16 protein-coding genes are annotated in these 16,978 nt (G+C 72.3%); 13 read left to right on the top strand and 3 right to left on the bottom strand.

Annotated elements, in window-relative coordinates:
* The first annotated feature begins 53 nt into the window (after positions 1–53).
* From ACZ4UU_RS20635 to tsaE, 4 genes are all read left to right on the top strand, one after another.
* The gene (locus tag ACZ4UU_RS20635) at positions 54–944 is read left to right on the top strand and encodes a L,D-transpeptidase family protein (protein ID WP_471904846.1); all 891 of its coding nucleotides are present in this window, start codon (positions 54–56) and stop codon (positions 942–944) included.
* 69 nt (positions 945–1,013) lie between these two features.
* Positions 1,014–2,180, top strand: a complete 1,167-nt coding sequence (alr, locus tag ACZ4UU_RS20630; RefSeq protein WP_471904845.1) for an alanine racemase — start codon at positions 1,014–1,016, stop codon at positions 2,178–2,180.
* A 186-nt stretch (positions 2,181–2,366) separates the two neighbouring features.
* Positions 2,367–3,608, top strand: coding sequence for an alpha/beta fold hydrolase (locus ACZ4UU_RS20625; RefSeq protein ID WP_471904844.1), 1,242 nt, complete (start codon positions 2,367–2,369; stop codon positions 3,606–3,608).
* Positions 3,574–4,086 (top strand): tRNA (adenosine(37)-N6)-threonylcarbamoyltransferase complex ATPase subunit type 1 TsaE, encoded by a 513-nt coding sequence (gene tsaE, locus ACZ4UU_RS20620; RefSeq protein WP_471904843.1) that lies wholly within the window; start codon positions 3,574–3,576, stop codon positions 4,084–4,086. The genes ACZ4UU_RS20625 and tsaE overlap by 35 nt, the downstream gene beginning before the upstream one ends.
* 400 nt (positions 4,087–4,486) lie before the next feature.
* Here the strand turns inward: tsaE and ACZ4UU_RS20615 are convergent, their stop codons facing one another.
* A complete protein-coding gene (locus tag ACZ4UU_RS20615) occupies positions 4,487–5,038 on the bottom strand; it encodes a hypothetical protein (protein WP_471905092.1) in 552 nt (183 codons plus the stop codon).
* 112 nt (positions 5,039–5,150) lie between these two features.
* Between ACZ4UU_RS20615 and tsaB the strand changes: the two genes are divergently transcribed.
* The 4 genes from tsaB to ACZ4UU_RS20595 all read left to right on the top strand — a co-directional run bounded on the left by tsaB (position 5,151) and on the right by ACZ4UU_RS20595 (position 7,747).
* Positions 5,151–5,807, top strand: coding sequence for a tRNA (adenosine(37)-N6)-threonylcarbamoyltransferase complex dimerization subunit type 1 TsaB (gene tsaB, locus ACZ4UU_RS20610; RefSeq protein ID WP_471904842.1), 657 nt, complete (start codon positions 5,151–5,153; stop codon positions 5,805–5,807).
* Positions 5,808–5,875: 68 nt separating this feature from the next.
* Positions 5,876–6,373: a ribosomal protein S18-alanine N-acetyltransferase gene (gene rimI / locus ACZ4UU_RS20605; RefSeq protein WP_471905091.1), complete on the top strand. Its 498-nt coding sequence runs from the start codon at positions 5,876–5,878 to the stop codon at positions 6,371–6,373.
* Complete coding sequence (gene tsaD / locus ACZ4UU_RS20600; protein ID WP_471904841.1) at positions 6,366–7,472, top strand: tRNA (adenosine(37)-N6)-threonylcarbamoyltransferase complex transferase subunit TsaD; 1,107 nt, start codon at positions 6,366–6,368, stop codon at positions 7,470–7,472. Before rimI ends, tsaD begins: the two co-directional genes overlap by 8 nt.
* On the top strand, positions 7,469–7,747 hold the full coding sequence (locus tag ACZ4UU_RS20595; RefSeq protein WP_471904840.1) for a hypothetical protein: 279 nt from the start codon (positions 7,469–7,471) through the stop codon (positions 7,745–7,747). Before tsaD ends, ACZ4UU_RS20595 begins: the two co-directional genes overlap by 4 nt.
* 25 nt (positions 7,748–7,772) lie before the next feature.
* Here the strand turns inward: ACZ4UU_RS20595 and ACZ4UU_RS20590 are convergent, their stop codons facing one another.
* The gene (locus tag ACZ4UU_RS20590; protein WP_471904839.1) at positions 7,773–10,091 is read right to left on the bottom strand and encodes a beta-xylosidase/alpha-l-arabinosidase; all 2,319 of its coding nucleotides are present in this window, start codon (positions 10,089–10,091) and stop codon (positions 7,773–7,775) included.
* 122 nt (positions 10,092–10,213) lie between these two features.
* On the opposite strand from ACZ4UU_RS20590, the gene ACZ4UU_RS20585 reads away from it, so the two are divergent.
* From ACZ4UU_RS20585 to ACZ4UU_RS20565, 5 genes are all read left to right on the top strand, one after another.
* Positions 10,214–11,302, top strand: coding sequence for a LacI family DNA-binding transcriptional regulator (locus ACZ4UU_RS20585; RefSeq protein ID WP_471904838.1), 1,089 nt, complete (start codon positions 10,214–10,216; stop codon positions 11,300–11,302).
* A gap of 81 nt (positions 11,303–11,383) precedes the next feature.
* Positions 11,384–12,754: a glycoside hydrolase family 10 protein gene (locus tag ACZ4UU_RS20580; protein ID WP_471904837.1), complete on the top strand. Its 1,371-nt coding sequence runs from the start codon at positions 11,384–11,386 to the stop codon at positions 12,752–12,754.
* A 77-nt stretch (positions 12,755–12,831) separates the two neighbouring features.
* Positions 12,832–13,905, top strand: coding sequence for an LCP family protein (locus ACZ4UU_RS20575; RefSeq protein WP_471905090.1), 1,074 nt, complete (start codon positions 12,832–12,834; stop codon positions 13,903–13,905).
* A gap of 111 nt (positions 13,906–14,016) precedes the next feature.
* The gene (locus tag ACZ4UU_RS20570) at positions 14,017–14,373 is read left to right on the top strand and encodes a YciI family protein (RefSeq protein WP_471904836.1); all 357 of its coding nucleotides are present in this window, start codon (positions 14,017–14,019) and stop codon (positions 14,371–14,373) included.
* A 47-nt stretch (positions 14,374–14,420) separates the two neighbouring features.
* On the top strand, positions 14,421–15,683 hold the full coding sequence (locus ACZ4UU_RS20565) for an RNA polymerase sigma factor (protein WP_471904835.1): 1,263 nt from the start codon (positions 14,421–14,423) through the stop codon (positions 15,681–15,683).
* Between the two features lie 45 nt (positions 15,684–15,728).
* On the opposite strand, the gene ACZ4UU_RS20560 is transcribed toward ACZ4UU_RS20565, so the two are convergent.
* Entirely contained in the window at positions 15,729–16,916 is a 1,188-nt protein-coding gene (locus ACZ4UU_RS20560; protein WP_471904834.1) for a THUMP-like domain-containing protein, read from the bottom strand.
* Positions 16,917–16,978 lie beyond the last annotated feature (62 nt).

The following is a 16,978-nucleotide window of genomic DNA, read 5'->3' as shown; positions in this document are numbered from 1 at the left end:
ACCCCGCCGCGCGGCGCCTCCCGCACGGCGGGTCCGCACGCTTCCCTGTCCGCATGATCAGCGGACGTATCGCAAGCCGGAGCATCGCCTTGCTGCTCGCCGGCGCCGCCGTGCTGCCCATCGGCAGCGCCTCGGCCGACGACCCCGAACCCTCGGCTTCCGGACCGCAGGCCGAACTCGTGCCCGGCGTCCCCCTGAGCACACTCCCGCTCTGGGCGACCGACACGCCCGACCAGGCGCTGCCGCCGGAGGTGTACGAGCCCAGCGCCGAGGAGGACGCCGTCGAGCCACCGAAGGCGAAGAAGGGTACGGACGAACTCGTGGAGTACGTCGACCCCTGGGACGTCCTCGACGAGCCCAAGTGCAGCGAGCAGACGGGCCCCCACCAGCGCCAGGTCGAGGCGTGGCTGAAACGGGAGTCGGACGGGAAGCAGTCGGCCGCCGACTGCCGGGCCATCCGGGCCTTCCAGACCAAGCACAAGATCAAACCCGCCATCGGCTTCGCCGGTCCCGTGACCTGGGCCACCATGCAGCTCGACGCCGCCCGCAAGAACCCCAACGCCGCCGGGAAGTGCCCGGTGCGGGCGTACCGCGTCGCCTGCGTCGACCTCGACCGGCAGCTGGCCTGGGTGCAGCAGGGCAAGAAGGTCGTGTACGGGCCCGTGCACATCCGCAGCGGTCGCAAGGGATACGGCACCCGGACCGGCTGGCACCGCGTCTACTGGCGGCACAAGAACCACGTGTCGTCGCTCTACAACAGCCCCATGCCCTACTCCCAGTTCTTCAGCGGCGGCCAGGCCTTCCACGGTGTCTACGCCACTCTCTTCACCCCCGTCGGCTCCATGGGCTGCGTCAATATGCGCCTGGAGGACGCCCGGAAACTGTGGCGCGTGCTGAAGCAGAACGACCGGGTGTACGTGTGGGGCCACCGGTCGGAGCCGTAGACCCGGCAGCCACGGCCGGGGTCCCGGCTCGGCGGCGTCGGCGGTGCCCTCTGAGACACTGGGGGCGCCATGACAGAAACAGCAGCCTTGCGGACCGCGCCCCTGCGGGCCCGCGCCGAGATCGATCTGGCCGCCCTGCGGGCCAATGTGCGGACCCTGCGCGCCCATGCGCCGGGCGCGGCCCTGATGGCCGTCGTGAAATCGGACGCGTACGGCCACGGGGCGCTCCCGTGTGCCCGCGCCGCGATCGAGGGCGGCGCCGAGTGGCTGGGTACGGCCACGCCGGAGGAGGCCCTCGTGCTGCGGGCCGGCGGGCTGGACGGCGTACGCATCATGTGCTGGCTGTGGACGCCGGGCGGGCCCTGGCGGGAGGCCATCGAGGCCGACCTGGACGTCTCGGTCAGCGGGATGTGGGCCCTGCGCGAGGTCACCGCGGCCGCCCGGCAGGCCGGTGTCCCCGCGCGCGTGCAGCTCAAGGCCGACACCGGGCTGGGGCGCAACGGGTGCCAACCGGGTGACGACTGGGCCGAGCTGGTCCGCGAGGCCCTGAGCGCCGAGGCCGAGGGGCTGCTGCGCGTCACCGGGCTCTGGTCGCACTTCGCCTGCGCCGACGAGCCCGGACATCCGTCCATCGCCGCCCAGCTCTCCCGCTTTTGCGAGATGGTCGCGTACGCCGAGGCGCAGGGCGCGCGGCCCGAGGTGCGGCACATCGCCAACTCGCCCGCCACCCTCACCGTCCCGGACAGCCACTTCGACCTGGTGCGCACCGGCATCGCGACCTACGGCATCTCGCCCAGCCCCGAGCTCGGCAGCTCCGCCGACTTCGGACTGCGGCCCGTGATGACCCTCTCGGCGTCCCTCGCACTGGTGAAACACGTCCCGGGCGGCCACGGCGTCAGCTACGGCCATCGCTACGTCACCCCGGGCGAGACCACCCTCGGCCTGATCCCCCTCGGCTACGCCGACGGCATCCCGCGGCACGCCTCCGGTGCCGGGCCCGTCCTGGTCGGCGGCAAGTGGCGGACCGTCGCGGGGCGGATCGCGATGGACCAGTTCGTGGTCGACCTGGGCGGGGACGAGCCCGAGCCCGGGGCGCAAGCCGTGCTGTTCGGGCCCGGCGAACACGGTGAGCCCACCGCCGAGGACTGGGCGCAGGCCGCGGGGACCATCGCGTACGAAATCGTCACCCGGATCGGAACGCGCGTTCCACGCGTCTATAGGAACGCGTCCCTGTGACGCGGCCGGCGGACGGGCACAGGCTGCGGCCGATGGACGCGTCCATGTGACGCGTTCGTGGGCATGCGGCTATGTGAATGAGGAACGAGACGGGTAACCCGTAGCGGAGCACCGCAACAAAACACAGGCACCATCCACCACCTACGTCACACCAGCACCACCCGACCCAGCGAAGAGGAGCGGTACGTGAGCGAGAGCAGCGCGGAGGCCGTCGCGGCCGTCGCCTCCGCCACGGGGGCGGCCGCGAACTGGCGCAGGGCGACCGGATTCGCCGGTGCGGCGATAGGCGTGATCGCGGCCGGCGCGGCCGCCGGCGTCGCCATAGAGCGGATGACCGTCGGCCGGGGCATGCGGGCCAAGGCCCGCCTCGCCCTGGACTCTGCGGGACCGTACGGCTCGCTGCGCGGCATGCCCGGCAAGGCCTCCGGCGACGACGGCACCGAGCTGTACTACGAGGTCGACGACATCGACCCCGAGGCCGCGCCCGCCCTCACACCGCGCCGGCGCCGGCTCTTCGGCCGCAAGGCTCCCGCCCCCGTCACCGTCGTCTTCAGCCACGGCTACTGCCTCAGCCAGGACTCCTGGCACTTCCAGCGCGCCGCGCTGCGGGGCGTCGTGCGCACCGTGCACTGGGACCAGCGCAGCCACGGCCGGTCCGGCCGGGGCGTCGCCCAGATGGAGCAGGGCACGCACGTCGACATCGAGCAGCTCGGACGCGACCTGAAGGCCGTCATCGACGCGGCCGCGCCCGAGGGGCCGCTCGTGCTGGTCGGGCACTCCATGGGCGGCATGACCGTCATGGCGCTGGCCGACCAGTACCCGGAGCTGATCCGTGACCGGGTCGTCGCCACCGCCTTCGTCGGTACGTCGTCCGGGAAGCTCGGCGAGGTCAACTTCGGGCTGCCCGTCGCGGGAGTGAACGCGGTGCGGCGGGTGCTGCCCGGTGTGCTCAGGGCGCTGGGGCAGCGGGCCGAGCTGGTGGAGAAGGGGCGCCGGGCCACGGCCGACCTGTTCGCCGGGATCATCAAGCGGTACTCGTTCTCGTCCCGGGACGTCGACCCGGCGGTCGCCCGGTTCGCCGAGCGGATGATCGAGGGGACGCCGATCGACGTGGTCGCGGAGTTCTACCCGGCCTTCTCCGACCACGACAAGACCGAGGCCCTCGCCCTCTTCACGGACATGCCGGTGCTCGTCCTGGCCGGTGTGGGGGACCTCGTCACGCCCAGCGAGCACAGTGAGGCCATCGCCGATCTGTTGCCGGACGCCGAGCTGGTCCTGGTGCCGGACGCCGGGCACCTCGTGATGCTGGAGCACCCGGAGGTCGTCACCGACCGTCTCGCCGACCTCCTCACCCGGGCGGGTGCCGTGCCGGCAGGGGCTACCGTAATTGGCTATGGAAGCACCAGCAGCACCGCACAACGCGGGTGATCTAGAGCTCACCGTCACCTCTCCCGACCAGATGCGGGAGCTGGGCCGCCGACTCGCCAAGCTGCTGCGCGCCGGCGACCTCGTGATGCTCAGCGGGGAGCTCGGCGCGGGCAAGACGACGCTGACGCGCGGGCTCGGCGAGGGGCTGGGGGTCCGGGGCGCGGTCACCTCGCCGACCTTCGTGATCGCCCGGGTCCACCCGTCCCTCGGCGACGGTCCGCCGCTCGTCCACGTCGACGCGTATCGCCTGGCCGGCGGGCTGGACGAGATGGAGGACCTCGATCTCGACGTCTCGTTGCCGGAGTCGGTGATCGTCGTGGAGTGGGGCGAGGGGAAGGTCGAGGAGCTGACGGAGGAGCGGTTGCAGCTCGTGATCCATCGGGCCGTGGGCGACACCACCGACGAGGTGCGGCATGTGACCGTGACGGGGCTCGGGGAGCGGTGGGCGGACGTGGATCTGAGCGTGCTGTCTGCCTGAACCGGACGGGTTCCGACAAGACGTCGGCAAAATATTGCGTTTGCGGTCGCGTGCGTGGTCACATGGTATCCAGCTCGTAGTTAGGTGTGCCTAACTACTTCCGCCCCCGGCTCCCAGGAGGCGTCCATGTCGGCTTCGGAGAACAAGGTTCCACAGGGGTCCCAGGTGGTCGCCGGGGTGTCCATGCGGGATCTGTTGGCGGCGGGGGTGGCGGCGAACGTGATCTCGACGCCGCCGCGGCGCTCCGCTGGGGGCGCCGTGCGGCCGTCCGTTGTCTGCGGGTCCGCTGTGGCTGGTCGCGCCCACGCGGCGGAGCCGCATATCGATACAGCCCGCGCCCCTGGGGACGCTGCCGCACCGCCATCGACGTCGCCACGGCCGCCCAGCTGATCGGCTGTCACTAAGGGATCACCACGACCGTTCGGCCGATCGTCGCGAAGTCCCACATGGCGTTGCCGTCCTCCCGGGATTCGCGGATGCCGCCCGTCTTCACCGTCGGTTTGTTGGGCTGGGGAGCCGAACCGTCCGCCGGGGCGCTGAAGCCGACGGTGGTGTTCTCCGCGGTGGCGAAGCGGACCACGTGCTCGACGGGGAGGCCGTCGGTGCCGGTGACCGCGTTGGAGCGGGACGTGACGGTGTAGGTGCCCGGTGCCGGGTCGACCGTTCCGGGGGTGACGCGGAACGTGCGCTTGACCCTCTCGCCCGGGTCGACCAGCCAGACCCGGTCGCGGCCCATGGAGTACACGACACGCTGACCGGCACCGGAACGGGCGGGCAGCGCGCCCGGCTTCCTGTCGGGTGCCTTGGAGGTGCTCACCTCGGGTGAGCGGGCGGCGTGCGGCGCCCGCAGGCCGGCCGGGACGGTCGCCGAGGCCTGGAAGGCGAGGAAGCCGACGGTCGCCAGGGCCGCCACGGTGAGCCCCGCGACGATCGAGGAACTGCTGCCTGCCACCGTCACCACCTCAGCGTTCGGGTCGTACGTCGGGTTCGAGCCGACCGTAGCAGCCGTCAAGCGGCCGACCGGGGCGGCGCTTCCGGGGGCGCGGGCGCCGTAGGCTGTTTGCGTGCTCTTGCTCGCTCTGGATACCGCCACCCCCGCCGTCACCGTCGCGCTGCACGACGGTACGGACGTCATCGCCTCGTCGAGTCAGGTGGACGCGCGCCGGCACGGCGAGCTGCTGCTGCCGGCCGTCGACCGCGTCCTCGCCGAGGCCGGACTCGAACTCGCCGCCGTCACCGGCATCGTCGTGGGCATCGGCCCCGGCCCGTACACCGGGCTGCGCGTCGGACTCATGACCGCCGACACCTTCGGGCTCGCCCTCGGCGTCCCCGTGCACGGTGTGTGCACGCTGGACGGTCTGGCGTACGCCGCCGACATCGAGACGGGCCCCTTCGTCGTGGCGACCGACGCCCGGCGCAAGGAGGTCTACTGGGCGCGCTACGCCGACTCCCGTACCCGGTTGACCGACCCGGCCGTCGACCGGCCCGCCGACATCGCCGACCAGGTCGCGGGGCTGCCCGCGGTCGGCGCGGGCGCGCTGCTGTACCCCGACACCTTCCCCGGCGCCCACGAGCCCGAGCACGTGTCGGCGGCGGCCCTCGCGGCGCTGGCCGCCGAGAGACTGGCGGCGGGCGAGGAACTCCCCGCGCCCCGGCCGCTGTACCTGCGCCGACCCGACGCCCAGGTCCCCAAGAACTACAAGGTGGTCACCCCCAAGTGACAGGACAGCCGACCGGACCGGAGTCCGGGCCGGAGACCGGGCCGCCGGTGACCCCTGTGCTGCGCGAGATGCGCTGGTGGGACATCGACGCCGTGCTGGGGCTCGAGAAGGACCTCTTCCCCGAGGACGCCTGGTCCCGGGGGATGTTCTGGTCCGAGCTGGCCCACTCGCGGGGGCCCGGCGCGACCCGGCACTACGTCGTCGCCGAGGACGGTGAACGGCTCGTCGGATACGCCGGGCTCGCCTCCTCGGGGGACCTGGCCGACGTCCAGACCATCGCCGTCACCCGCGACCAGTGGGGCACCGGCCTCGGCGGTCGGCTCCTCACCGAACTGCTGCGGGCCGCCACCGCCTTCGAGTGCGCCGAGGTGATGCTGGAGTGCCGGGTGGACAACGTCCGCGCGCAGAAGCTGTACGAGCGCTTCGGCTTCGAGGCCATCGGCTTCCGGCGCGGCTACTACCAGCCGGGGAACGTGGACGCCCTGGTGATGCGACTGAACACGAAATCCGGCAGCGGCTCCGCCGCGGGTTCACCTTCCGTACAAGGAACCGAGATCAATGACTGACTCACGCGACGAGCCGCTCGTCCTCGGCATCGAGACCTCCTGCGACGAGACCGGCGTCGGCATCGTCCGCGGCACCACCCTGCTCGCCGACGCCATCGCCTCCAGCGTCGACGAGCACGCCCGCTTCGGCGGCGTAGTGCCGGAGGTCGCCTCCCGGGCGCACCTGGAGGCCATGGTCCCGACGATCGACCGCGCGCTGAAGGAGGCGGGTGTCTCCGCCCGCGACCTGGACGGCATCGCGGTGACCGCCGGTCCGGGGCTCGCGGGTGCGCTGCTGGTCGGCGTCTCGGCTGCGAAGGCGTATGCCTACGCGCTGGGCAAGCCGCTCTACGGCGTCAACCACCTCGCCTCCCACATCTGCGTGGACCAGTTGGAGCACGGGGCGCTGCCGGAGCCGACGATGGCGCTGCTGGTGTCCGGCGGGCACAGCTCGCTGCTGCTGTCGACGGACATCACCTCCGACGTCCGCCCGATGGGCGCCACCATCGACGACGCGGCCGGCGAGGCCTTCGACAAGATCGCCCGGGTGCTGAACCTGGGCTTCCCGGGCGGCCCGGTCATCGACCGGTACGCGCGCGAGGGCGACCCGGAGGCCATCGCCTTCCCGCGCGGGCTGACCGGCCCGCGCGACCCGGCGTACGACTTCTCCTTCTCCGGTCTGAAGACGGCGGTCGCCCGCTGGATCGAGGCCAAGCGGGCGGCGGGCGAGGAGGTGCCGGTGCGGGACGTGTCCGCTTCCTTCCAGGAGGCGGTCGTGGACGTGCTGACCCGCAAGGCCGTCCGTGCCTGCAAGGACGAGGGCGTCGACCACCTGATGATCGGCGGCGGCGTGGCGGCCAACTCCCGGCTGCGGGCCCTGGCCCAGGAGCGCTGCGAGGCGGCCGGCATCCGGCTGCGGGTGCCCCGGCCGAAGCTGTGCACGGACAACGGGGCGATGGTGGCGGCGCTGGGCGCGGAGATGGTCGCCCGCGACCGGCCCGCGTCCAGCTGGGACCTGTCGGCGGACTCCTCGCTGCCGGTGACGGATCCTCATGTGCCCGGGAACAGCCACGCCCACGACCATGTGCACGAGGTCAGCAAGGAGAACCTGTACTCGTGACGGTCGCGCTGATGTGGGAGGCGCGGGCGCTTCCCGGGCGAGGGGAGGAGTTGCTGGCCTGGGCGCGGGCACAGAGCTTGGCCGTACGGCCCCTGCGCCGGGAGACCCTGCGGGCGCCGCAGGACCGGGTGCTCGTCATCACCTGGTGGGACGCGGGGATCGACGCCGAGCTGCCCGAACTGCCGGAGCCGGACGGCGAATTGGTGACTCGGGCGGTGCATCGGTGGCGGTTCGAGTCGGTCGACGTCAGTACGGGTACCCACGTTGTCCGGTGAGGCTTGAGCTCATGTTCTGTGGGCATCACCTCACCGCGGACACGGCCGTCCCACAGCGCAACCGCCGGTCCGGACCCAACTCCCGCACCGGACCGCTGAGTTCCAGCCGCGCCGTATGCCGAGCCTCCGTGCTGGACGCTGCCAGCCGCAGCTCCAGCACCCCCGGTTCGACCACCCTGCGTCCCGCGCGGTCGCTGAACGAGGACAGGTCCGCGTGGAACTGGAAGGTGATCCTGCTCGCCTCGCCGGGGGCCAGTTCCACGCGTCGGTAGCCGATCAGCCGGACGTCCGGCCGGGTCACGGAGGCCACCGGGTCGTGGAGGTACAGCTGGACCACCTCCGCCCCGGCGCGGTCGCCGCTGTTGCGGACGGTGAGGGAGAGGTCGTATGTGCCGTCCGTGGTGATCCGCGAGGCCGTTCCCTGGAACTCGCCCCAGGTGAAGTCCGTGTACGACCGGCCGTGCCCGAACGCGTACAGCGGCGTCGGATCCAGGTTGCTGACCTCGCCCGCCAGCCCCAGCGGCGGCTGGAGATACGTCCACGGCTGACCGCCCGGCACCCGAGGCACGCTCACCGGCAGCCGGCCCGACGGGTTCACCCGGCCCGACAGCACCCCCGCCACCGCCGGCCCGCCCTCCTCGCCGGGGAAGAACGCCTGCACGACCGCCGCCAGCCGCCCCTGCCAGCGGCCCAGCGCGTACGGGCGGCCGGTGAGCAGGACCAGGACGACCGGGACGCCGGTCGCCACCAGGGCGTCCAGCAGATCGGCCTGTACGCCCGGCAGCCGCAGGTCCGTCACGTCGCAGCCCTCACCCGACGTGCCCCGCCCGAACAGCCCGGCCCGGTCGCCCAGCACCGCCAGGCACACGTCCGCCTCGGAGGCCCGCGTCACCGCCTCCTCGAAGCCCGCCGTGTCCGGGTCCAAGACGCCGCACCCCTCCGCGAACGTCACCTTGGCGTCGGGGAGTTCGGCGCGCAGTGCCTCCAGGACCGTCGGGATCTCGACGCCCGTCGGCACCTCGGGGTGGTGCGTGAGGACGTGGGAGGGGAAGGAGTAGCAGCCCAGCATCGCCAGGGCGTCGGCAGCCCGGGGCCCGACGACGGCGACGCGGGCGTCGGGCGGGAGCGGCAGTACGCCGTCCGGGTTGTCCAGCAGCACCACCGACTCCTCGGCCACGCGCCGGGCCAGCGCCCGGTTCGCGGGGGAGTCCAGGTCGATGCGCGACGCGGTGGGCTCCGGGGCCCAGTCCTCGTCCAGGAGGCCCAGCTCGCACTTCTGGAGCAGAACCCGGCGCGCCGCCCGGTCCACCAGTTCCTCCGGTACGTCCCCCGCCCGCACCGCCTCCACCAGCGGCTTCCCGTAGCACTTCACCGTCGGCAGCTCCACGTCGACCCCGGCCGCCAGCGCCACGTGCGCCGCCTCGCCGGGGCCGCCCGCCACTCGGTGCAGCGTCTGCAGGAAGCCGATGCCGAAGTAGTCGGCGACCACCGTGCCCGTGAAGCCCCACCGCTCCCGCAGGAGCCCCGTCAGCAGCTCCGGGTCCGCCGACGCCGGCACCCCGTCCGTCTCGTTGTACGCCGCCATCACCGACCGCGCCCCGCCCTCGCGCAGGGCCATCTCGAACGGGGGCAGGGTCACGTCCGCGAGCTCCCGGACGCCCGCCCGCACGGGCGCGAGATTACGGGCGCCCGCGGAGGCCGCGTACCCGGCGAAGTGCTTCAGCGTCGCGACCACCCCGGCCGACTCAAGGCCCCGGACGTACGCCGTGCCGATCGTGCCGACCAGGTACGGGTCCTCGCCGACGGTCTCCTCGACCCGGCCCCAGCGCGGATCGCGTACGACGTCCAGGACCGGCGCGAGACCCTGGTGGACGCCCACCGAGCGCAGGTCCTCGCCGATGCGGTGGGCCATCTCCTCGACGAGCGGGGGGTCGAAGGTGGCCCCCCACGCCAGCGGGACCGGATAGGCGGTGGCCTGCCAGGCCGTGAACCCCGCCAGGCACTCCTCGTGGGCCACGGCCGGGATGCCGAAGCGGCCCGCCGCGGCGATCCGGCGCTGTGCGCGGGCCAGCGCCCGCGCGCCCAGCGACGGGTCCACGGGGGCGGTGCCGAAGGAGCGGGTGAGCTGGCCGAGGCCGTGGGTGATCAGCTCGGCCCATTCGTCGTCGGAGCGGTCGGCGGTCATGTCGTGCTGGTGCGGGGCGACGCCCTCGCCGTCCGTGGCGGCGCCCACCCACACGCCGTACAGCTGGGCGGTCTTCTCCTGGAGGGTCATCCGGGAGAGGAGGTCGTCGACGCGGGCGGCGGCGGGCAGGGCGGGGTCGCGCCAGGGGGCGGTGGTCATGAAACTCCTGTCGGGGCGATGGCCCACTCGCGAATGTTTCGTTGTTCACCTCGAATGTTCCGGGAACCTAGGCGCGGTGAGAAGGGTTCGTCAAGGGGGCGCGCAGGGATACGATCGCCGCCATGACACCCTCGGAGCCCGCCGAAACCCGGACGACAACGCGTGAAACCCGGACGACATCCCCGTCCTCCGGCCGGTCCACGCAGACCGCGACGCTCGCCGAGATCGCCCGCGAGGCCGGCGTCTCCGCGCCGACTGTTTCGAAGGTCCTCAACGGACGTGCCGATGTCGCCCCGGCCACCCGCAGCCGGGTCGAGGAGCTGCTGCGTGCCCACGGCTACCGTCGACGGCGGGCCGAGGCCAGCCGGTCACCCCTCATCGACCTGGTCTTCCACGAGCTGGAGAGCGCGTGGGCGATGGAGGTCATCCGGGGCGTGGAGAACGTCGCCCGGGACGCCGGCCTGAGTGTCGTGCTCAGCGAGAGCGCCGGGCGGCTGACCCCGGGGCGCACCTGGGCCGACCAGGTCGCCGCCCGCCGCCCGCACGGCGTGATCCTGGTGCTGTCCGGCCTCGACGAGTCCCAGCGCGCCCTGCTGACCAGCCGGTCCATCCCGTTCGTGGTGATGGACCCGGCGGGCGACCCGGGCGCCGACGTACCGTCCATCGGGGCGACCAACTGGCAGGGCGGACTGGCCGCCACCCGGCACCTGGTCGATCTCGGGCACCGCAGGATCGGCGCGATCACCGGGCCGTCCCGGATGATGTGCAGCCGCGCCCGCGTCGACGGCTACCGCGCGGCCCTGGAGACGGCCGGGCTCCGGGTCGACCCAGACCTGATCCGGCCCGGCGACTTCCACCACGAGACCGGCTACCGGCAGGGCCTGGAGCTGCTGCGCCGCCCGGACCGGCCGACCGCCGTCTTCGCCGGGAACGACCTCCAGGCGCTCGGGCTGTACGAGGCCGCGCGCGAGCTGGGGCTGCGGATCCCGGAGGACCTCAGCGTGGTCGGCTTCGACGATCTGCCGATCGCGCGCTGGGTGGGGCCGCCGCTGACGACCGTCCGGCAGCCCCTGACGGAGATGGCGGAGGCCGCGGCGAAGCTGGTCCTCGACCTGGCGCGGGAGGAGGGGACACCGGCGGCGACGCGGGTGGAGCTGGCGACCAGCCTCGTGGTGCGTAGTAGTACGGGGGCGCCTGTGGCCGGAAGTTGATGTATTGACGGGTGGGGCAAGCACCTCCACACTCCTCCGAAGTCAATCGGATGCACGACCGAAACTTTCGGAGGCCCCGCTTTGAGAACCTCCAGAGCGTTCCGTGCACGTCTTGCCGCCCTCGGCACCGCGGTCACGACCGCGGCGGCCACCGTCCTGCTGACGCTCGGCGCCACCCCCGCCCAAGCCGCCGAGACACCGCTGCGCGACCTGGCCGCCGCCAAGGGCAAGGTCATGGGCACCGCCGTCACCGGCTCCAAGCTCACCGGTACCTACGGCGACATCGCGGGCCGTGAGTTCAACGCGCTGACCCCCGGCAACGCCATGAAGTGGGGCTCGGTCGAGCCAACGCGCGGTTCCTTCAACTGGGCCGAGGCTGACCAGATCGTCGACTTCGCCGAGGCGCACGGCCAGCAGGTGCGCGGCCACACTCTGGTCTGGCACAGCCAGAACCCCAGCTGGCTGACGAACGGCAGCTGGACGTCGGCCGAGCTGAGCCAGTTGATGAACGACCACATCGCGCTGGAAGTCGGCCGCTACAAGGGCCGGCTGGCCACCTGGGACGTGGTGAACGAGCCGTTCAACGAGGACGGCACCTACCGGCAGACCCTCTGGTACAACGGCCTCGGCGCCGACTACATCGCCCAGGCCCTGACCGCGGCCCGCGCCGCCGACCCGAGCGCCAAGCTGTACATCAACGACTACAACGTCGAGGGCGTCAACGCGAAGAGCACGGCGATGTACAACCTGGTCAAGTCACTGAAGGAGCGCGGCGTACCGATCGACGGGGTCGGCCTCCAGGCCCACCTGATCCTCGGCCAGGTGCCGTCCACCATGCAGCAGAACATCCAGCGGTTCGCCGATCTCGGCGTCGACGTGGCGATCACCGAGCTGGACATCCGTATGCAACTGCCCTCGGACAGCGCCAAGCTGACCCAGCAGGCCGCCGACTACAAGGCGGTCATGAGCGCCTGCCTCGCGGTGTCCCGGTGCGTCGGCGTCACGGTGTGGGGCTTCACCGACTCCGACTCCTGGATCCCGTCCACCTTCCCCGGGCAGGGCGCGGCGACGCCGTACGACGAGAACTACGCGCCGAAACCGGCCTATCACGCCATCGCCGAGTCGCTGGGCGGCGGCACGACCACCCCGCCGCCCACGGACGCGTGCACGGCGGCCTACAGCGTCACCAGCCAGTGGGACACCGGCTTCACCGGGCAGGTCCGGATCGCCTGCTCGGGGGCGGCGCTGTCGTCCTGGAAGGCGAGCTGGACCTTCGGCGTGGGCCAGCGGCTCACCCAGGCCTGGAACGCGAGTTGTACGCAGTCGGGGGCGACGGTCACCTGTTCCAACGCCTCGTACAACGGGACGGTTCCCGACGGCGGTTCGGTCACCTTCGGCTTCAACGGGTCGTGGAGCGGGAGCAATCCGGTGCCTACCGTGACCCTGGGCTGAGACAGGGGGGAAGTCTGAGAATTTCCGAAGAAAACCGGCCCTGGCATCCCTGCCCGTAATAATTCGGACGTACGTTCCTGCCTGTGACGGGACTTGGGGCGAACGGGCGGGACACGAACGGGGACGACGGCAGACACGTGGGCCGGCGGTCGAGGGTGCTGAAGACCGCCGGCCTCCTCCTCGCGGGCACCCTGCTGCTGGGCGTGGGCGCGGCAGGCTGGGCCTACTGGCACCTGAACGACAACATCAAGAGCGTCGACATCAACAGCGCCCTCGGCGACAACCGCCCACCCAGGGCGCTGACGACCCCGCCCCCCTCGGCCTCGGCGTCCCCCCTGCCCACCGGCTCCCTGAACATCCTGGTCCTGGGCTCGGACTCGCGCAGCGGCGCCGAGAACCAGGAACTCGGCGGCGGCAGCGGCACCAGCGGTGCCCGCTCGGACACGGCGATGGTGGTCCACATCGACGCCGGCCGCGCGGCGGCGACGGTCGTCAGCATCCCCCGCGACACCCTGGTCACCCGCCCCTCCTGCCCCCTCCCGTCGGGCGGCACCACGCAGGAGGCGTACAACACCATGTTCAACAGCGCCTACGCCGTCGGCGGCCCCGTCTGCGCGGTGAAGACGGTCGAGTCGCTCACCGGCGTCCGCATGGACCACTACCTGGAGATCGACTTCTCGGGTTTCGCGAAGCTGGTGGACGCGCTGGGCGGCGTCACGGTCACCACGGACGAGGACATCGACGACGAGGACAGCCACCTCACCCTCGCGGCGGGCACCCACCACCTGGACGGCGAGCAGGCCCTGGCCCTCGCCCGCACCCGGCACGGCATAGGCGACGGCAGCGACCTCGGCCGCATAGGCCTCCAGCAGAACCTGGTGAAGGCACTCCTGGACCAGATCTCCGCCACTTCCCTCCTCACCGACCTCGCCAAGCTCTACCGCGTCGCCGACGCCGCGACGGCCGGCCTCACCACCGACACCGGCCTGGACTCCCTGAACGAACTGATGGACCTCGGCCGGAGCCTGCGGGGCCTGACCTCGGACACGGTGCGGACGGTGACGATGCCGGTGGTGCCGGCGCCGTCCGACCGCAACCGGGTGGTGGCGCGGGAGCCGGAGGCGGGGGAGCTGTGGGAGTCGTTGCGGTGAGAGAGAAAGATCTTGGAAGAAAACCTGGGCGGCGTGTCGATCCGGGGGTCTCCCGTTCGACGCACGGGTGAGAGGCCGGGAAGGACCCGGTCGCCGAATCCAGGAGTCACCATGCCGCGCTACCTCTCCCTCGTCCGGATCGACGAGTCCACCGCGCCCGCCGAGGGCCCGAGCCCCGAGATGATGCAGCGCATGGGGGAGCTGCTGGAGGAGATCACCAAGGCCGGCGTGATGCTGGACACCGCCGGGCTCACCCCCTCGGCGCAGGGCACCCGCGTGCACTGGGACGGCGCGGACGTCTCCGTCACCGACGGTCCCTTCACCGAGTCCAAGGAGGTCATCGGCGGCTACGCCATCATGCAGTGCAAGGACCGGGCCGAGGCGCTGGAGTGGGCCTCGCGCTTCGTGAAGGTCCACGGCCCGGAATGGCAGGTCACCTGCGAGGTCCGGGAAATCGCAGAGGGCTGATCTCCCCTCCTTGGATCCAGTGCCGTTCGGGTGTTGCATGGTGGGCTGTGACCTCGCAGCCCACCGCCGACCCGTACGGCACCATCGAGACCGTCTTCCGTATCGAGTCACCCCGCGTCATCGCCGCCGTCGCCCGCATCGTCCGCGACATCGGCATCGCCGAGGAGCTCGCGCAGGACGCGCTGGTCGCCGCGCTGGAGCAGTGGCCGCGGGACGGCGTCCCCGACAACCCCGGCGCCTGGCTCATGGCCGCCGCCAGGCACCGCGCCGTCGACCTGATCCGGCGGCGCGAGAACTACGCCCGCAAGCTCGCGGAGATCGGCCGCGACCTGGAGACGACGGCACCGCCCGAGGAGCCGTCCGACCCCGAGGACATCGACGACGACCTGCTCCGCCTGGTCTTCACCACCTGCCACCCGGTGCTGTCGCCTCAGGCCCGTATCGCCCTCACCCTGCGCCTCCTCGGCGGCCTGACCACCCCGGAGATCGCCCGGGCCTTCCTGGTCCCGGAGCCGACCGTGGCCCAGCGCATCGTCCGGGCCAAGCGCACGCTCGCGACCAGGAACGTCGCCTTCGAGGTCCCGTACGGCCCCGACCGCGAGGCCCGTCTCGGCTCGGTCCTCGACGTCATCTACCTGATCTTCAACGAGGGTTACGCCGCCACGGCGGGCGACGACTGGCTGCGCCCGGCGCTGTGCGAGGACGCGTTGCGCCTGGCCCGCGTGCTGTCCGGTCTCATGCCGAAGGAGCCGGAGGTGCACGGCCTGACCGCCCTCCTGGAGTTCCAGGCGTCCCGCACGGCTGCCCGCACCGGCCCCTTGGGCGAGCCGGTCCTGCTCAAGGACCAGAACCGCCGCCGCTGGAACCGCATGCTCATCGCCCGCGGCATCACGGCCCTCTCCCGCGCGGACGCCACGGCCACCGGCGCCCCCGGCCCGTACGCCCTCCAGGCCGCCATCGCCGCCTGCCACGCGCACGCGTACACGTACGAGGAGACCGACTGGAAGACCATCGCCACCCTCTACGGCCTGCTGTCCGCGCGGTCCCCTTCACCCGTGGTGGAGTTGAACCGCGCGGTCGCCGTGTCGATGGCGGACGGACCGGAACCCGCCCTGAGGATCGTCGACACGATCGCCGCCGAACCGGCCCTGCGGGAGTACCACCTGCTGCCGAGCGTGCGCGGCGACCTGCTGCTGCGCCTTGGCCGTACTGCGGAGGCGCGGGCGGAGTTCGAGCGGGCGGCCGCTCTCACCCGCAACGAGCGGGAGCGGGAGATGCTGCTGAAGCGGGCGGCGACCGCCGGGCAGTGACCGGGGGTGAGGTGAGAACCCGGCACTACACCGTGGCGCCCGGCACTACACCGGCCGTCCCACCAACATCGTCGGCGCCCCCGCCACCCGGGTCAGGAACACCGTCGCCGCGTTCGGCCCCTGCGGCTTGACCTTCTTGCGCAGTTCCTCCGGCTCGACGGCGGAGCCGCGCTTCTTGACGGTGAGGACGCCCACCTCGCGCTCCCGCAGCAGCGCCTTCAACTTCTTGACGTTGAACGGGAGCTGATCGGTGATCTCGTAGGCGGTGGCGTAGGGGGTGTTGTGCGGTTCGTCGGCGGTGACGTAGGCGATGGTCGGGTCGATCAGCCCGCCCTCCAGGTCCTCGGCGACCTGGGCGACCAGGTGGGCGCGGATGACGGCGCCGTCCGGCTCGTACAAGTACCGTCCGACCGGCCTGACCTCGGGGTCCGGGAGCATGGTGGCGGGGGTGACGTAGATGCCGGCCTCGGCGGGCAGCAGCGTCGCCCGCCGTGCGCCCGGCGTCTCGTTCGGGCCGAACCACAGCATGGCCTCCTTCACGTCCCCGCCGTCCGAGACCCACTCGGCCGTCGCCTCCGCGGGGATCGCCTCGTGCGGAATGCCCGGCGCGATCTTCAGTACGCCGAGCGGCGCGGTGCGCGCGGCGGACACGGCCCAGGACAGGGGCGGGGAGTAGGCCTCCGGATCGAAGATCCGGCCGCGCTTGGAGGAACGCCGGGCCGGGTCGACGAACACGGCGTCGTACCCGGCCGTGTCGACCTCCGTCACGTCCGCCTCGCGCACCTCGATCAGGTCGGCGAGCCCGAGCGCGTCGGCGTTGGCGCGGACCACCGCACAGGTCAGCGGATCCCGGTCCACGGCCAGTACCCGGATCCCGGCGCGGGCGAAGGCGATCGCGTCGCCGCCGATCCCGCAGCACAGGTCGGCGACGGACCGCACCCCGAGCGCCTCGAAGGACTCGGCACGATGCGTCGCCACTCTCGCCCGCGTCGACTGTTCGACCCCGTTCGGCGTGAAGAACATCAGCCCCGCGTCAGACGCCCCGAACTTCGCCACCGCCCGCTGCCGCAGCCGCGCCTGCCCGAGCGCCGCCGACACCAGTTCGGCGGGGTGCTCGCGGCGCAGACGGGTGGCGACGGCGAGTTCGTCGGCGGGGTCGGTGTCGCGTACGGCGTCGAGGAGGGCGCGGCCCTCTGGGGCGAGGAGCGCGGAGAAGGAGGCGAGGTCGTTCACCGGGCCATTGTCGGCCAGTCGGTGGATGGTCCGCGGCCCGCGGCGGTGTCGGCCGGGCTTCG

The organism is Streptomyces sp. NPDC028907 (assembly GCF_055564995.1).
Note: the sequence above shows the minus strand (reverse complement) of the source record. Positions and strands in the feature narration are given on the sequence as shown.

Excerpts from the sequence above, each read along its gene's own strand:
- ACZ4UU_RS20590 (WP_471904839.1), bottom strand. The coding sequence starts at position 10,091 with ATGACCACCGCCCCCTGGCGCGACCCCGCCCTGCCCGCCGCCGCCCGC.
- tsaE (WP_471904843.1), top strand. The coding sequence starts at position 3,574 with ATGGAAGCACCAGCAGCACCGCACAACGCGGGTGATCTAGAGCTCACC.
- tsaD (WP_471904841.1), top strand. The coding sequence starts at position 6,366 with ATGACTGACTCACGCGACGAGCCGCTCGTCCTCGGCATCGAGACCTCC.
- alr (WP_471904845.1), top strand. The coding sequence starts at position 1,014 with ATGACAGAAACAGCAGCCTTGCGGACCGCGCCCCTGCGGGCCCGCGCC.
- rimI (WP_471905091.1), top strand. The coding sequence starts at position 5,876 with ATGCGCTGGTGGGACATCGACGCCGTGCTGGGGCTCGAGAAGGACCTC.
- ACZ4UU_RS20570 (WP_471904836.1), top strand. The coding sequence starts at position 14,017 with ATGCCGCGCTACCTCTCCCTCGTCCGGATCGACGAGTCCACCGCGCCC.
- ACZ4UU_RS20635 (WP_471904846.1), top strand. The coding sequence starts at position 54 with ATGATCAGCGGACGTATCGCAAGCCGGAGCATCGCCTTGCTGCTCGCC.
- ACZ4UU_RS20585 (WP_471904838.1), top strand. The coding sequence starts at position 10,214 with ATGACACCCTCGGAGCCCGCCGAAACCCGGACGACAACGCGTGAAACC.